Origin of the sequence: Nonomuraea sp. NPDC050310 (assembly GCF_040655795.1) — a bacterium.
GTDB lineage: Bacteria > Actinomycetota > Actinomycetes > Streptosporangiales > Streptosporangiaceae > Nonomuraea.
On record NZ_JBFAKP010000006.1, the window covers coordinates 18,064 to 32,413 of the forward strand.

Below are 14,350 nucleotides of genomic sequence, written 5' to 3' on the forward strand. Positions count from 1 at the left end.
CGCTAGCAGCAGCTCCGTAGGATGACGCCCATGCGGGTTCATGTCGTCAGCGACGTTCACGGTCACTCCGAGGCGCTGGCCAGGGCGGGTGACGGCGCGGACGCGCTGGTCTGCCTGGGCGACCTGATCCTGTTCATCGACTACGAGGACCCGGCGCAGGGCATCTTCGGCGACCTGTTCGGGGCCGAGCGGGCGGCGGAGTTCATCGCGCTGCGCACGGCCAAGCGGTTCGACGAGGCGCGGGCGATGTCGCAGCGGCTGTGGCGGACGCTGCCGGGGGATCCGCGCGAGCACATCGAGCGCAACGTCCGGCAGCAGTACGAGACGTTGTTCACGGCGATGCCCACGCCCGCCTACCTGACCTACGGCAACGTCGATCTGCCGAACCTGTGGGCCGACCACCTCAGGCCGGGACAGACCGTGCTCGACGGGCAGACGGTCGAGCTCGGCGGGCTGGTCTTCGGGTTCGTCGGCGGCGGGCTGAAGACGCCCTACCGCACGCCGTACGAGCTGGACGAGGAGAGCTTCGCCGCCAAGGTCGAGGCGCTCGGCGAGGTGGACGTGCTGTGCACGCACATCCCTCCGGCCGTGCCGCAACTGCTGTACGACACCGTCGCGCGGCGCTTCGAGCGCGGCAGCGAGGCGATCCTGCGGCTGATCGAGCGGGTCCAGCCGCGCTACGCGCTCTTCGGGCACGTGCACCAGCCGTTGTGCGCCCGCACGCGGATCGGGCGCACCGAGTGCGTCAATGTCGGTCACTTCCGCGGAAAGGGCGTTCCGTACATCCTCGAGTGGTGACCTGACCGGTACGGTGGTCGCATGGCCGATCGCACCACTTCGAGCATCACCGTCGACGCCGATCCCGCCAGTGTGATGGCGGTCATCTCGGACTTCCCCGCCTATCCCGACTGGGCCGGCCAGGTGAAGAAGGCCGAGGTGCTGAGCACCTACGACGACGGCCGGGCGGCCACCGTGCGCTTCGTGCTGGACGCCGGGGTCATCAGCGACGCCTACACGCTGCGCTACCACTGGAACGACACCGGCGTGAGCTGGGACACCGCCGAGTCCGGCACCATGGTCTCCAGCCTGACCGGGAGTTACCTGCTGACCGGGACGGGCAGTGGCACCCAGGTGACCTACGAACTCGCGGTGGACCTGAAGGTCCCGATGATCGGCATGATCAAGCGCAAGGCGGAGAAGGTGATCGTCGACACCGCGCTCAAGGGCCTGAAGAAGCGCGTTGAGGCCCGATGAGGATCCTGCTGTTCACCGGCAAGGGCGGCGTCGGCAAGACGACCGCCGCCGCCGCGACCGCCACGCTGGCCGCGGGCCGTGGCCTGAAGACGCTGGTGGTCTCGACCGACACCGCGCACTCGCTGGCCGACGCCCTCGGCGTCGAGCCAGGGCCCGAGCCGGTCGAGGTGATGCCCGGCCTGCACCTGCACCAGGTCGACACCCAGGCCTCCATGGAGGCGCACTGGGGCGAGCTGCAGGGCTACCTGCGCGACCTGCTCGGCGAGCTGGGCCTCGACGTGATGACCTCCGAGGAGATCACCGTCCTGCCCGGCGCCGAAGAGGTCATCGCCCTGCTGGAGCTGCGCCAGCAGGCCCAGGCCGGCCGCTGGGACCTCATCGTCGTGGACTGCGCGCCCACCGCCGAGACGCTGCGCCTGCTGGCCCTGCCCGAGGCGCTCGACTGGCACGTGACCAGGCTGCTGCCGGTCGGCCGCCGGATCATGAAGGTCGCCGGCCCGTTCGTGAAGAGCATGGCCCGGGTCAGCGCGCCCGGCGACGACGTGCTCAACGCCGGGGAGCGGCTGCACCGCGCGCTCAAGGAGGTGCGCGAGCTGCTGACCGGGCCCGGCGCCTCCGTCCGGCTGGTGTTCACCCCCGAGTCGGTCGTGCTGGCCGAGGCCCGCCGCACGCTCACCTCGCTCAACCTGTACGGCTACCGCGTCGACGCGGCCGTCGCCAACCGCGTCTTCCCGGCCGAGGGCGCCGACGACTGGCGGGCCCAGTGGGTGGCCGCGCAGACCAGGCTCCTGGCCGAGGCCGAGGAGTCCTTCGCCCCGCTGCCCATCCACGTCGTGCCCTACCTGCCCGCCGAGCCGGTCGGCCCGGAGACGCTGGCCGAGGTGGGCGAGGCGCTCTACGCCGGGGTGGCCGACCCGTTCGCGCCGCCCGGGGTCGAGCCGCCGCTCACCGTCGAGGGGCACATGCTGCGCCTCAGCCTGCCCGGCGCCAGCAAGGAGGACGTCGACCTGGCGCGCAAGGGCGAGGAACTGATCGTGACGGCCGGGCCGTACCGCAGGATTCTCGCCCTGCCCGCCGGGCTGGCCCGGCGGCGGATCGCCGCCGCCGCGCTCCAGGACGGCGTCCTGGAGGTACGGTTCGAGCATGAGTGAGAGCAGCAACGAGCGGGACCCCATCGGGACCGTCACCGACGAGGCGCGCAAGCTCTTCGAGGCCATCCAGGGGCGGGCCACCCGCCAGGTCGGCAAGACCGTCCTCAACTCCTTCAAGCCGGGGCGCCAGGAGCGCGACGTCTGGAGCGAGGCGGTCAGCGACCACGACGAGTACGTCTGCCGCGCCTGTCCCTTCTGCCGGGCGATCGCGGCCCAGCGCGAGTCCGGTTCCGACGTGGCCGGCCATCTGGCCGCGGCCGGCGGGGAGCTGTTCGCCGCCTTCCGGCAGGCCCTCGACAGCCTGAGCAGGCCCGCGCCGCGCACACGGCCCGCCGACGACACCGGGGCCGACGGGACCAGGCAGAATGTGGAGCACATTGACCTGGGGTGAAAGGGATCGCGGGATGCTCACGATCGGTGTGGACATCGGTGGCACGAAGGTGGCCGCCGGCGTGGTCGACGAGGAGGGCAAGGTCCTCGCGAGCGCGTTGCGGCCCACCCCGGCCGACCGGCCGGATCTGGTCGCCGAGACCGTCGCCGACGTGGTGAGCGAGCTCGCCGCGGGCCGTGAGATCGAGGCGGTCGGCGTCGGCGCGGCCGGTTTCGTCGACGAGACGCGCTCGATCGTGCGGTTCGCGCCCAACCTCGCCTGGCGCGAGGAGCCCCTGCAGAAGAAGATCGCCGGCCTGGTGGGCCTGCCGGTGGTCGTGGAGAACGACGCCAACGCCATGGCGTGGGCGGAGAGCCGCTTCGGCGCCGGCCGCGACGAGGCCTTCGTCGTGGCGATCACCGTCGGCACCGGCATCGGCGGCGGGCTGGTCCTCGACGGCCGGCTCTTCCGCGGCCGGTGGGGGATGGGCGCCGAGCTCGGCCACATGCAGGTCGTGCCCGAGGGCAGGCTCTGCGGCTGCGGCAACCTCGGCTGCTGGGAGCAGTACGCCAGCGGCAACGCCCTGGTCGCCACCGCCCGCGAGATCGCCGCGGCCCAGCCCGAGCGCGCCCGCGTGCTGCTGGAGCTGGCCGGCGGCACCATCGAGGGCGAGGAGGTCACCGAGGCGGCCCGCCGCGGCGACGACGCCTGCCTGGCCGCCTTCGCCGAGCTCGCCGACTGGCTGGGGCAGGGCATGGCCGACCTGGCCGCCATCCTCGACCCCGGCTGCTTCATCGTCGGCGGCGGCGTCTCCCGCGCCGCCGACCTCTTCCTCGACCGGGCGCGCGACACCTTCCACCGCACGCTGACCGGCCGCGGCCACCGCCCCTTCGCCGAGGTACGGCTGGCCGAGCTGGGCGCCTCGGCGGGCCTCGTCGGCGCGGCCGACCTGGCGCGGCGGCGGTAGCGGCGGCGCCGCCCCCAGGCCCCACAATGGGCGGGTGAGGATCGGCACCTACAACATCCGGGGGATGTCCGACGACGTCCCCGCGCTCGTGCGCGTCATCCACGCGATGGCGCCGGACATCCTCTGCGTGCAGGAGGCTCCCCGGTTCCTGTGGTGGCGCCGCCGCCGCGCCGAACTGGGCGAGCTGACCGGCCTGCGGATCGCGGCCGGGCGGCGCCTGGGCGGGCTGGCGGTCTACGTCCGCCCCGGCGTGCGCGTCCTGCACGAGGAGACGCACGTCCTGAAGATCTTCCTGCCGCGCGAGATCCGCGGCCTGGCGCTGGCCGTGGTCGAGCTCGACGGCGTACGGCTGGCCGTCGCCTCGATCCACCTCGACCTGGTCCCGGCCCAGCGGCTCTACCACGCCACCGAGATCGTCACGCTGGTGGAGCGGGCCGCGGCCCGGTTCGGCGCGATCCCGGTGGTGTGCGGCGACATCAACGAGAAGGAGCACGAGCCGACCTGGCGCTACCTGGCCGCCCGGTTCGCCGACTGCTACCCGCTGGCCCCCAGCGGCGACGGCCACACCTTCACCGCGCGCAACCCCGCCTCGCGCATCGACGCGATCTTCGCCGGGCCCGGCCTGACCGTGCGCTCGTGCGGCGGCGTCGCGGCCACGCGCGAGGACCTGGCCGCCGCCACCGACCACCTGCCGGTCGTGGCGGAGCTCACGGCCGCCGGTACTCCATGATCCAGTTGGTCTCCCAGGTCAGCCCGTCGTCCTCGCTGACCGCCTGTTCCCAGCGCACGGACCCCGGACCGGCGAGCTCCCAGCGGAAGCGCAGCCCCGGCGCGTGGAACTCGCCCCTGCCGCCCTCGAACCGGCCCACCACCGGGGTGAAGTCGGGCGAGACCCGGCTGTCCAGCCAGGCGTGGTGCCACAGGTCGGTGGCCGGGTCGTAGGCGATCACGGCCAGCCCCTTGACCAGGAGGCCGCCGGGGAAGACCGCCTCGAAGTCCTCCAGCATCACCCACCCGTCCAACCGGGGCTCGGCGCGCACGCGCGCGGTGAACTCGTGCCAGCTCCCGTCGGCCGACCTCTTGCGGTTGGCGACGGTCCAGGAGCCCTCCAGGAAGGCGAAATCGTTCATGGCCCCAGGGTCGGGCGGCGGTCCTTGACCGGGCCACCATTCGGCCGTGGCCTAATCGAGAGCGTCCGTCGCCTCGATCCGGGGGACGGGAGGTGTATGCGCCCGAGTACGATCTGGGTCATGACCCGTCGTCGATTCCGACGGCGTGCGACGGCAACCTGCGCGGCCGCTCTGGCCGCCGCCCTGTTCTCGGGGCCGGCCGCGCACGGCGATCCAAAACCGGGCACCGTGGAAGCGTGGGAGCGCTCGACCAGCGTCAGCCTCGACGCCGACGGTGCGCTCTCCGACGTCCAGGCGCTGCCGGACGGCCAGGTGTGGGCGGTCGGCCAGCAGCAGCTCTGGGACGTCTGGAACAACCGCGGCGCGGTGCGCCTGTGGAACGGCACCGCGTGGAGCGACGTGCCGGTGCGTGACACCATGGGCCCGAGCGTGCTGCGGGCGCTGTCGGTGGCCGCGGCCGGCGAGGTCTGGGCGGTCGGCGACGGCAACGACGGCCTGCCGTACCTCACCAGAGGCGGTCCCGGCGGTTTCGACCGGATCAAGGTGCCGGGCCTGGGCAACCAGGACCGGCTGGCCGGGATCGACGCGCGGCCGGGCAAGATGGTGGCGGTCGGCAGCCGCCGCGGCCACCCGCTGATCGTCAGCGGGCGCAGCGAGTGGCGGGTCGAGGAGAGCAAGATCCGCGGCTCGCTCTACTCGGTCTCCGGGGCGTTCGCGGTCGGCGACACCGGGCACTCGCCGCTGGTGATGCGCTACTCGGGCGGGTCGTGGAAGCCGATGGAGCTGCCGGAGGTCCCCGGCGGCTACCTGCGCGACGTGCGGGCCGACGGCACCAAGCGGGCGCTGGCCGTGGGCGGCGTCTACCACCCTTCCGGGCGGATCGACCCGCTGGTGCTCTCCTGGAACGGCAAGCGCTGGAAGCGGGAGAAGCTGCCGCACACCGCCGCGCGGCTGTACGGCGTGACCGGTGACGGGCACGGGCGTTTCTGGGTCTCCGGGTTCGACCCCGACCGGCCCGGCGAGCCGTTCCTGCTGCGGCACGCCAAGGGCGAGACCACGATCATCCGCGGCGGCACCGTCGCCGGGCGCTCCAGCGTGCGCCTGCAGTCGGTGGCCTACCTGCCGGGCAAGGGCCTGGTGTGGGCGGTCGGGCACGCCGTGGACACCGCCGACCGCTACTCCGGCGTGGTCGAGACCTTCGGGCCGAAGGACCCGAAGATCTCCTGACGCCTGTGATCCCGACCTGACCCCGGCTGATTCCGGCGGGGTCAGACGACCGCGCCGTCGTCCCAGCCGGAGTCGTTGGGCGGGCCGTCGCCCATGCGCACCACCAGCGTGACGAACCCGCCGATGAAGGCGGCCACCGCGGTGAACAGGACCAGGCCGTGCATCTCCCAGCCGAGCATGGCCGCCAGCAGCAGGTAGGCCGGCCCGCCGAACAGGGCCACCCACGCCACCTTGGTCACCACGTCCACCCGCGGCAGCGGGGGAGGCGGCGGCGGGGTGTAGTGGTCCTCGTCGGCCGGGTCGTGCGGCGGCTCGGGCTCCTCGTCGGGATCCGGTTCCGCCACCACCTCGGGGGCCTTGACGACCCGGCGTTCCGGCTCGGGCTCGGGCGGCACGTTCTCGCTGTCCGGCCACGGTTGGTCCGCCGAGTCGCGCTCGGCCGTGTCGTTGAAGGACGCGACGATCTGACGCCAGACCTCGTCCTCGTCACTCTGGGGCGTCACTACGCGCCTTCCCCCTTGACGCACGATGTGCGTTCAGTCCCTCTGCAAGGGTACCGAGGCATGTGTCCGGATGAAGTCGAGGCTCCCGGCAAAGATCTTGTCCGCATCGTGGTCCAGGGTCGCAACATGGTAGCTATCCGACAGTTCCTCTACGGTCGCGGTGGGCAGGGCCTTCTTGATGACCGCGACGCTCGTGGGCTTGACCACGTGGTCGTCGGTGCTGTGGTAGACGAGCAGGGGCTGGGTGACCTTGTGCAGATCGGCCTGGACCAGCGACCACAGGCGGGGCAGCGAGGCCGCCGCGCTCACCGGGGTGCGCGTGTACGCCAGCTCGGTCACCCCCTCCTTCTTGATGTCGTTGGCCACGCCGGGCACCGACCTGACGAAGAGTCTCAGCACCGGCGCCAGCTTGAGCAGAGGCACGTCGTTGGCTATCGAAGGATTGACCACGACCAGCCCTCTGACCGCCTCGCCGTGCACCTCCGCCAGCCGCAGCGCCATGCACCCGCCCAGCGACAGGCCCGCCACGAAGACCTCGGCGCAGCGCCCGCGCAGCACCTCGAAGGCCTTCTCCAGCTCGGCGTACCAGTCCTCCCAGCGGGTCCGGCTCATCTCCTGCCACGTCGTCCCGTGCCCGGGCTGGCGCGGCAGCGACACGGTCAGCCCCTGCGCGGCCAGGTACTCGCCCCACGGCCGGAGCGACTGCGGGGTGCCGGTGAAGCCGTGGCACAGCAGCACCCCCACCGGTCCGCCCTCGTGCCCGTACGGCTCAGCACCTGCCATGAGCGGCATAACAAGCTCCTCGATGGGAAATCATCCCGAATTTCCCGATCGTTGCACGCTTGGGGGCGGTTGTGCGAGAGCTGGTGTAGGAGCACACGCCAAGTGATGCGAAGATGACTCAGCACCCCGACAAGGTGCGCGCACAACATGGGAGGTGGCCCGGGTGTTCTACTGGGTGGCAAAGGCGATCCTCGCGCCGATTCTCCATCTGGTCTTCCGCCCCTGGTTCGAAGGGACGGAGAACGTCCCGCAGGAGGGTCCCGCCATCCTGGCCGGCAATCACCTGTCCTTCGCCGACCACTTCTTCGGGCCGCTCCAGCTCAAGCGCAAGGTCATCTCGCTCGGCAAGTCCGACTACTTCACCGGCAAGGGCATCAAGGGCTTCTTCACCCGGCTGTTCTTCAGCGGCGTCGGCACCGTCCCGATCGACCGCTCGGGCGGCAAGGCCAGCGAGGCCGCGCTCCGCACCGGGCTGCGCATCCTGCGCGAGGGCAACGTCCTGGGCATCTACCCCGAGGGCACCCGCTCGCCCGACGGCCGCCTGTACAAGGGCAAGACCGGCGTGGCCCGGCTGGCGCTGGAGTCGCGCGCCCCGGTCATCCCGTGGGCCATGGTCAACACCTTCGAGATGATGCCGCCCGGGCACCCGCTGCCCAAGCTCGGCATCCGGCCGGGGGTGCGCTTCGGCAAGCCGCTCGACTTCTCCCGCTACTACGGCATGGAGGACGACCGGCTGGTGCTGCGCGCGGTGACCGACGAGATCATGTACGCGCTGATGGAGCTGTCCGGGCAGGAGTACGTCGACAAGTACGCCGCCAGCGCCCGGGTGGAGATGGAGCGGGCCGCCCGCGCCGAGGCGGCCGCCGCCCGGAAGTGACTCAGTCCGCCAGGTGCTCGCGGATCTGGCGGATGTGCTCGGGGGTGGTGCGGCAGCAGCCGCCGATCAGCTCGGCCGGCCAGCTCGCGGCGGCCTCGCCGTACTCCACGGGGTCGGCCAGGCCCAGCCAGCGGCGGTCGGCCGCGTCCCACGTCTCGCCCGAGTTGGGGTAGACGACGACCGGCTTGCCGCCGCGCAGGCGTTCGACCAGGCCCGGGATGTGCCGCGGCGCGGTGCAGTTGACGCCGACCGCCATGACGTGCGGGATGTCGGCGAAGACCGCGGCGGCCTCCTCGATCGGGGTGCCGTCGTTGAGGTGGCCCTCGTCCCGGCAGGAGTAGGCGACCCACGCCTCGACGTCGGGCGTCTCGCGCAGCAGCCGGGCCAGCGCGCGGCCCTCGGCGACGGAGGGGATGGTCTCGATCGCCAGCAGGTCGGCGCCGGACGTGGCGAGGATCTCCCAGCGGGGGCGGTGCCACTCCAGCAGGCCGTCCTCGTCGAGGTCGTAGGCGCCGGTGTACTCCGCGCCGTTGGCCAGGTAGGCGCCGTAGGGGCCGACCGAGGCGGCGACCAGGCCGGCGCCGTGCTCGTCGCGGGCCTCGGCGGCCAGCCGGACCGAGGAGCGCATGAGCCGCTCGGCCTCGGCGGCGGACAGGCCGCGGGCGGCGAAACCGGGCAGCGAGGCCTGGTAGCTGGCGGTGGTGGCGACGCCGGCGCCGGCGGCGAAGTAGTCGGCGTGGACCCGGCGGATGAGCGCCGGGTCTTCGAGCAGCAGCCGGGCCGACCACAGCTCGTCGCTCAGGTCGGCGCCGAGCGCTTCGAGATGGGTGGCCAGGCCGCCGTCGAGGATGAGGGAACGCATCTCCCCAGGTTAGCCGGGCCGGTCAGGCGTAGCGCAGGCCGAGCTCCCTGACCAGCTCGACCCAGTTGGCCCCGGCGTCGGGCGCGTAGGCGCCCGGGGTGTAGCGCACCTCGCGCAGGCGGCCGGTGAAGCGGTTGGCGCCGTGCTCCCACGACACGGGGGAGCAGCGGTCGATGCCGACGTCGATGCCCTCCATCGGGCAGAAGCCGGCCAGCATCGGCAGGCCGGTCAAGGTGCCGCGCGGCTCGCCGTCCACGCTGAGCGTGACGTCCCAGCGCCAGCCGCCGGGCGCGTGCACCTCGGCGCGGACGTGCTCGCCGAGCGGGCCGGCCCGCAGGGTGCGCAGCTCGCCGAAGCCGTTGTGGGTGAAGCAGACCTCGCCGCGCTCCACGTGCAGGACGTAGCCGCCGCCCTGGCCGCCGTGCGCGACCAGCACGCCGTCACCGGGGGCCTCGATCGCGGCCTCGACGGTGAAGGAACGCCACTGGATCAGTTGCAGGGCGGTCCAGCGCTCCAGGGTGTGCAGGTCCGGCGTCAGCCGTACTGGGCCGGGTTCGCGGTGCCAGGGCGGGCGCAGCAGGTAGCGCAGGCGGGAGCCCTCGTCCAGGGGGTAGACGCGGTTGGCGCGGGCGGCCTGCTCCCAGGCGGCGGCCAGCTCGGCGACCAGGTCCGGGTGCTCGGCGGCCAGGTCGTGCGCCTGGGTGCGGTCGGCGCGGTGGTAGAGCTCCCACTCGTGCTCGCCGAACGGGGTCAGCGGCGCGTGCCGGGTGACGATCTCCCAGCCGTCGCGCACGTACCCGCGATGGCCCTGCAGCTCGGTGTACTGCTCGCGGTGGGCGTGCCCGGCCTGCGCGTCGCGCAGCACCGGCACCAGCGAGACGCCGGAGACCGGGGGCGCGTCGAGCCCCGCCAGCTCCAGCAGCGTCGGCAGCACGTCGGTGACGTAGGCCCACTGGTCGCGCCGCTCGCCCCGGGCCGCCAGCCCGGCCGGCCACGACAGCAGGAACGGCACGCTGTGCCCGCCGGCGTGGGCGTTGCACTTGTAGAGCCGGAACGGGGTGTTGGAGGCCATGGCCCAGCCGCGCGGGTAGTGCGCCAGCACCCGGGGCCCGCCGACCAGGTCGAGGCGGGCGAGGTCGGCCTCCGGGTCCTCGCGGTCGTGCCGGCTGTTCTTCGACAGCAGGGTCCGCAGGTACTGGGTGGTGCCGTGCTCCTCGCCCTCGCGCGAGGCGCCGTTGTCGGAGAGGAAGACGAAGACGGTGTCGTCCAGCGCGCCGAGGTCGGCCAGGGCGCGGCGCAGCTCGCCGACGCTGCGGTCGAGGCCGGCGACCATGGCGGCGTAGACCTCCATGTAGCGGGCGAACAGCCGTCGCCGCTCGGGGGAGAGGGAGTCCCAGGCCGCCACCTCGTCGCCCTCCTCGGCGTTGCGCGGCGGCAGGTCCAGGCCGGGCGGGAGCACGCCGGTGGCCTGCTGGCGGGCGAAGCGCTCGCGGCGGATCTCGTCCCAGCCGGCGTCGTAGCGGCCACGGAAGCGGGCGATGTCCGCCTCGGGGGCCTGGAGCGGGGCGTGGGCCGCGCCGTGGGCGAGGTAGAGCAGGAACGGGCGCTCGGGGGCGGCGGCCTTGGCCTGGCGGACCAGGCGCACGGCGGCGGCGGTGAGGTCGTCGGTCAGGTAGTAGCCCTCGGGGTGGGCGTCCACCTCGACCGGGGAGTTGTCGCTGATCAGGCGGTGCGGCTGGTGGGCGTTGGTGAAGGCGTCGAGGAAGCCGTAGAAGCGGTCGAAGCCGCGTTGCAGCGGCCAGGCGTGCCGGGGGCCGGCCTCCGACATGTCGGAGTCCTTGGTGAGGTGCCACTTGCCCACGGCCAGGGTGCTCCAGCCGGCCTCGCGCAGCAGCTCGGCCAGGGTCGGCACGTCCGGCGCGATCTCGCCCGCGTAGCCGGGGAAGCCGGGGTCGGAGTTGGCGATGTGCCCGACTCCGGCCAGGTGCGGGTTGAGCCCGGTGAGCAGGGCGGCGCGGGTCGGCGAGCACATCGGGGTGGTGTGGAAGTCGGTCCACTGCACGCCCTGGGCGGCCAGCTCGTCCAGGTGCGGGGTGGGGATCTCCGAGCCGTAGCAGCCCAGGTCGGCGAAGCCGACGTCGTCGGCGAGCACGATCACCACGTTCGGCGCGCCGGGCGGCGGGGCGGGGCGCGGCGGCCACCAGGACTCCGACCCGGCGAAGGTGCGTCCCACCCGGCCCTCGAAGCCGTCATAGGTGATCATTTCTGGAGTGTACGGCGGCGCGGACCGGCAGAACAGAACGAAGTTCCACCGATCCGCGCCCGCCCGCGGGTCAGCCGCGCTTCCAGAACGGGCGGCGGGGCTTGCCCGCCTCGGAGCCGCCGGGCTCGCCCGTAAGCGCGGTCAGGACGTCGATGGCCCGCTGCCGCAGCCCGGCGACGTCGGCCCCGGGCCGTTCGGCGCGCTCCAGCGCCTCGGCCAGCTCGGCCAGCTCGGTGACGAGCTCGTCGGCCAGGCCGTGCCCGCGCAGGTAGGTCGCCAGCGCGGCCAGCCTGCTGCCCAGGTCGGCCAGGTAGGCCGGATCGGCCGCCGGCACCGCCCGCAGCCGCGCCAGCTCGGCGGCGAGCTGCTCGCGGCCCTGCTCCCGGTCCTGGTCCACCCCGCGGCCGGGGGCGGGCGCGGGCATCCGCTTGGCGAACCCGCGCGGCGGTCCCGCCGCGGCCTGGAACTGCGGCTGCGCCGACTCCAGGAACGAGGCCCGCGGCGCGGCGGCCGGCGCGGCCATCATCATCATGGGCGCCGCCGCGACCGGCGGCTCCCAGCCGCTGGGCAGCTCGACCGGCTGGATGACGTGGTGCTCCGGCGCCCCGTCGGCGCTGACCCGGGTGTCCACCGCGACATAGGCCGTGAACCTGCACAGCACGCCGCCCGCCAGCGACAGCTCCACGATCCTGGCCTCCAGCGCGTGCTCGCCCATGGCGTAGCGGTCCTCCAGCTCGCGCAGCCGGGCGCGGGTCCACAGCGCCTTGAGGGCGCTGTGGCCGGTGACCATCGGCTCGACCACCTGCTCCCACGGCGCCCCGGCGGCCACTCCGCGCACGGTCACCGGCCCGGCCGCCCGGTAGCGGCCGAACACCTGCAGCGGCACGCCCGGGAAGAGCGAGCCGAGGTGGGTGACCTCCTCGGTGTCGAGCCCGTCGAGGGACAGGTCGGTGACCAGCGGCGCGCCGATCCGGCGGTGGATCTGCTCCATGGCCGCGTCGAGCCGGTCCTCCGACTCCACCAGCTCGCACCGGCCCGCGCCCAGCCCGGCCAGGCGGCCGAGGAAGCCCGCGTTCACCGCCCGGTCGATGCCGACGACGTGCACGCGCATGGCCGACAGGGCCCTGCCGACCTGCTCCAGGATCTGGTCCTCGTTGCCGACCTGGCCGTCGGTGACCAGGACGACCACGCGCTCGCGCCCGCTCTCGCCGAGCAGGCCGACCGCCTGGCGCAGCGGTTCGAGCAGCTCGGTGCCGCCCCTGGCCTCCAGCCGGGCCAGGTGCTCGACGGCGCGGAAGCGCTCGCGGTCGCTCGCCTCGCGCAGCCCGTCGAAGGCCGGCTCGACCACGCTGTCGAAGGCCAGGACGGCGAAGCGGTCGGCCGAGGTGAGGGTGTCGACGATGCGGGCCGCCGCCCGCCGGGCCGCGACCATCTTCCAGCCGCCCATGCTGCCCGAGCGGTCGAGCAGGAGCACGACGTCGCGGGGCAGCCGGGTCTCGGGCACGTCCGGGGGCATCACGGTGAGCGCGAAGGTGCCCTCGCCGTCGAGCTGGAGCGCGGTCGAGGCGTCGAAGGCCAGCCGGAGCACGAAGTCGCGGTCGAGCCGCTCGCCGGGGCGCAGGCTGACCGTGCCGCCCTCCTGCTCCACCACGTGCAGGCTGGAGGCGACCTCGCGCAGGTCGAGGCCGGCCGGGTCGACGGTGGCGGTCAGCGACAGCCGTACCGGGTTGGGGAAGCCGGGCAGCAGGACCGGCGGGGTGATCCGGGAGGCGTCGGGCGTGGCGTCGGTGTCGGGCACCGTGCCCGCGCCGGCCTGCGGGCCGTCGAGGGGAGCGCCCGGGATGTAGCGCGGCGCGACGACCAGGGGGAAGCGGAAGGTGGCCGCGCCGTCCTCGTAGGGCAGCGGCTGGCTCAGCGTCAGCCGGACGCTCACCCGCTCGCCGGGGGCGAGGTTGCCGACCCGGATGGTGAAGACGTCCGGGCGTTCCTCCTCGGCGATCGCCGCGCGGCGGCCCTCGGCCATGGCCTGGTCGTAGTCGGCGCGGGCCTGGCCGCGCTCCTTGAGCACGCCTTCGATGACCCGGTCGGCCGCTTCCATCCGGAAGGCGGTCACCGCGGCGCGGTCGGGCAGCGGGAAGACGTAGGTCGCCTCCAGCGTGACGTCGAACGGGTTGCGGAAGCCCTGGGCGACCTCGACCCCGGCCACCAGGCCGGACAGCCGCGCGTCCACGTCGAGGCTCTCCAGCGGGAGGTTGCCGCGCTCGGTCTCCAGCGCGCCGAACCCGGCCTCCTCGACCGGCCGGCTGCGGCTCGGGTCCAGCGAAGTGATCTTCATGCGAGTCTCCGTTCCTCGAGCACCTCGACCAGGGGTCCGGCCGCGGACATGACTGCTTGCAGGTCCTCTTCCGAGGGGGTACGGCTCGCGCCGTCGAGCACCAGCACCACGCCCGGCGCCAGCCGTACGCCGTGGACCGCGTGGCCGGAGGCCGCCTGAGCCGGGCCCGCGCCGTTGGGCGAGGCGGCGGGGGCGGGCGGCGCGGGGGCGGGCCGCGGGCTGGGACTGGGAGTGGCGGTGGGACGGGGGGCCGGGCGTTCGGCCCAGAAGCGCGGGCGGCTCACCGCGGCGACCCGTTCGAGGGTGGCGTCGGTGGCGCCGGCCAGGGCGACCTGGATCTCGGCGATCGAGCGGCCCTCGGCCTGCAGCCGCTTGACCGCGACGAGCTGGAGCAGGTGCCGCCGGCCGTACTGGGCGACCCGGCCGCGCCGGGTGAGCGGCGGGTCGACCAGGCCGATGGTGGTGTACCAGCGGATCAGGCGCTCGCCGGGCACGTCGCGCACCCGGCCGCTGCCGGTGGGCGAGGCGGCTTGCAACGCCTCGGCCGCCCGCTGCGCCAGTTCGCCGATGGTCCAGGTCTCGCTCATGCCCCCACAGTGACACTGTCATTGTTGCACTGTCAATGTGC

15 protein-coding genes are annotated in these 14,350 nt (G+C 73.6%); 8 read left to right on the plus strand and 7 right to left on the minus strand.

Annotated features, from left to right (window positions below; genetic code table 11):
- Positions 1 to 30 precede the first annotated feature (30 nt).
- From AB0I67_RS17235 to AB0I67_RS17260, 6 genes are read left to right on the plus strand one after another with little or no spacing between them, the layout of a single operon-like run.
- Positions 31 to 798: a metallophosphoesterase gene (locus AB0I67_RS17235; protein ID WP_357924115.1), complete on the plus strand. Its 768-nt coding sequence runs from the start codon at positions 31 to 33 to the stop codon at positions 796 to 798.
- A gap of 21 nt (positions 799 to 819) precedes the next feature.
- Entirely contained in the window at positions 820 to 1,254 is a 435-nt protein-coding gene (locus AB0I67_RS17240; protein WP_357924117.1) for an SRPBCC family protein, read from the plus strand.
- A complete protein-coding gene (locus AB0I67_RS17245) occupies positions 1,251 to 2,405 on the plus strand; it encodes an ArsA family ATPase (protein ID WP_357924119.1) in 1,155 nt (384 codons plus the stop codon). The genes AB0I67_RS17240 and AB0I67_RS17245 overlap by 4 nt, the downstream gene beginning before the upstream one ends.
- A complete protein-coding gene (locus AB0I67_RS17250; RefSeq protein ID WP_357924121.1) occupies positions 2,398 to 2,796 on the plus strand; it encodes a DUF5304 family protein in 399 nt (132 codons plus the stop codon). Before AB0I67_RS17245 ends, AB0I67_RS17250 begins: the two co-directional genes overlap by 8 nt.
- 13 nt (positions 2,797 to 2,809) lie before the next feature.
- Positions 2,810 to 3,742: an ROK family glucokinase gene (locus AB0I67_RS17255; RefSeq protein ID WP_357924123.1), complete on the plus strand. Its 933-nt coding sequence runs from the start codon at positions 2,810 to 2,812 to the stop codon at positions 3,740 to 3,742.
- A gap of 34 nt (positions 3,743 to 3,776) precedes the next feature.
- Positions 3,777 to 4,472, plus strand: coding sequence for an endonuclease/exonuclease/phosphatase family protein (locus tag AB0I67_RS17260; protein ID WP_357924125.1), 696 nt, complete (start codon positions 3,777 to 3,779; stop codon positions 4,470 to 4,472).
- Here the strand turns inward: AB0I67_RS17260 and AB0I67_RS17265 are convergent.
- Positions 4,450 to 4,872, minus strand: coding sequence for a hypothetical protein (locus tag AB0I67_RS17265; RefSeq protein ID WP_357924127.1), 423 nt, complete (start codon positions 4,870 to 4,872; stop codon positions 4,450 to 4,452). The genes AB0I67_RS17260 and AB0I67_RS17265 overlap by 23 nt on opposite strands.
- Positions 4,873 to 4,992: 120 nt before the next feature.
- Between AB0I67_RS17265 and AB0I67_RS17270 the strand changes: the two genes are divergently transcribed.
- Positions 4,993 to 6,099 (plus strand): hypothetical protein, encoded by a 1,107-nt coding sequence (locus AB0I67_RS17270; RefSeq protein ID WP_357924129.1) that lies wholly within the window; start codon positions 4,993 to 4,995, stop codon positions 6,097 to 6,099.
- 41 nt (positions 6,100 to 6,140) lie between these two features.
- Here the strand turns inward: AB0I67_RS17270 and AB0I67_RS17275 are convergent, their stop codons facing one another.
- Both AB0I67_RS17275 and AB0I67_RS17280 read right to left on the minus strand, forming a co-directional pair.
- Positions 6,141 to 6,602, minus strand: coding sequence for a hypothetical protein (locus AB0I67_RS17275; protein WP_357924131.1), 462 nt, complete (start codon positions 6,600 to 6,602; stop codon positions 6,141 to 6,143).
- A gap of 33 nt (positions 6,603 to 6,635) precedes the next feature.
- Positions 6,636 to 7,394, minus strand: a complete 759-nt coding sequence (locus tag AB0I67_RS17280; protein WP_357924134.1) for an alpha/beta fold hydrolase — start codon at positions 7,392 to 7,394, stop codon at positions 6,636 to 6,638.
- A gap of 154 nt (positions 7,395 to 7,548) precedes the next feature.
- Here AB0I67_RS17280 and AB0I67_RS17285 point away from each other — a divergent pair, with 154 nt between their 5' ends.
- The gene (locus AB0I67_RS17285) at positions 7,549 to 8,262 is read left to right on the plus strand and encodes a lysophospholipid acyltransferase family protein (protein WP_357924136.1); all 714 of its coding nucleotides are present in this window, start codon (positions 7,549 to 7,551) and stop codon (positions 8,260 to 8,262) included.
- A gap of 1 nt (position 8,263) precedes the next feature.
- On the opposite strand, the gene mmuM is transcribed toward AB0I67_RS17285, so the two are convergent.
- The 4 genes from mmuM to AB0I67_RS17305 all read right to left on the minus strand — a co-directional run bounded on the left by mmuM (position 8,264) and on the right by AB0I67_RS17305 (position 14,309).
- Positions 8,264 to 9,124: a homocysteine S-methyltransferase gene (mmuM, locus tag AB0I67_RS17290; protein WP_357924138.1), complete on the minus strand. Its 861-nt coding sequence runs from the start codon at positions 9,122 to 9,124 to the stop codon at positions 8,264 to 8,266.
- Positions 9,125 to 9,146: 22 nt separating this feature from the next.
- Positions 9,147 to 11,387, minus strand: a complete 2,241-nt coding sequence (locus AB0I67_RS17295; protein ID WP_357924140.1) for an arylsulfatase — start codon at positions 11,385 to 11,387, stop codon at positions 9,147 to 9,149.
- 70 nt (positions 11,388 to 11,457) lie between these two features.
- The gene (locus tag AB0I67_RS17300) at positions 11,458 to 13,722 is read right to left on the minus strand and encodes a VIT domain-containing protein (protein WP_357924142.1); all 2,265 of its coding nucleotides are present in this window, start codon (positions 13,720 to 13,722) and stop codon (positions 11,458 to 11,460) included.
- Entirely contained in the window at positions 13,719 to 14,309 is a 591-nt protein-coding gene (locus tag AB0I67_RS17305) for a MerR family transcriptional regulator (RefSeq protein ID WP_357924144.1), read from the minus strand. Before AB0I67_RS17305 ends, AB0I67_RS17300 begins: the two co-directional genes overlap by 4 nt.
- Positions 14,310 to 14,350: the final 41 nt, after the last annotated feature.

Bases quoted from the DNA above. Each gene is read 5' to 3' on its own strand.
- AB0I67_RS17250 (WP_357924121.1), top strand. From the start codon at position 2,398: ATGAGTGAGAGCAGCAACGAGCGGGACCCCATCGGGACCGTCACCGAC.
- AB0I67_RS17300 (WP_357924142.1), bottom strand. From the start codon at position 13,722: ATGAAGATCACTTCGCTGGACCCGAGCCGCAGCCGGCCGGTCGAGGAG.
- AB0I67_RS17240 (WP_357924117.1), top strand. From the start codon at position 820: ATGGCCGATCGCACCACTTCGAGCATCACCGTCGACGCCGATCCCGCC.
- AB0I67_RS17295 (WP_357924140.1), bottom strand. From the start codon at position 11,387: ATGATCACCTATGACGGCTTCGAGGGCCGGGTGGGACGCACCTTCGCC.
- AB0I67_RS17305 (WP_357924144.1), bottom strand. From the start codon at position 14,309: ATGAGCGAGACCTGGACCATCGGCGAACTGGCGCAGCGGGCGGCCGAG.
- mmuM (WP_357924138.1), bottom strand. From the start codon at position 9,124: ATGCGTTCCCTCATCCTCGACGGCGGCCTGGCCACCCATCTCGAAGCG.
- AB0I67_RS17255 (WP_357924123.1), top strand. From the start codon at position 2,810: ATGCTCACGATCGGTGTGGACATCGGTGGCACGAAGGTGGCCGCCGGC.
- AB0I67_RS17235 (WP_357924115.1), top strand. From the start codon at position 31: ATGCGGGTTCATGTCGTCAGCGACGTTCACGGTCACTCCGAGGCGCTG.
- AB0I67_RS17270 (WP_357924129.1), top strand. From the start codon at position 4,993: ATGACCCGTCGTCGATTCCGACGGCGTGCGACGGCAACCTGCGCGGCC.
- AB0I67_RS17245 (WP_357924119.1), top strand. From the start codon at position 1,251: ATGAGGATCCTGCTGTTCACCGGCAAGGGCGGCGTCGGCAAGACGACC.
- AB0I67_RS17265 (WP_357924127.1), bottom strand. From the start codon at position 4,872: ATGAACGATTTCGCCTTCCTGGAGGGCTCCTGGACCGTCGCCAACCGC.
- AB0I67_RS17280 (WP_357924134.1), bottom strand. From the start codon at position 7,394: ATGCCGCTCATGGCAGGTGCTGAGCCGTACGGGCACGAGGGCGGACCG.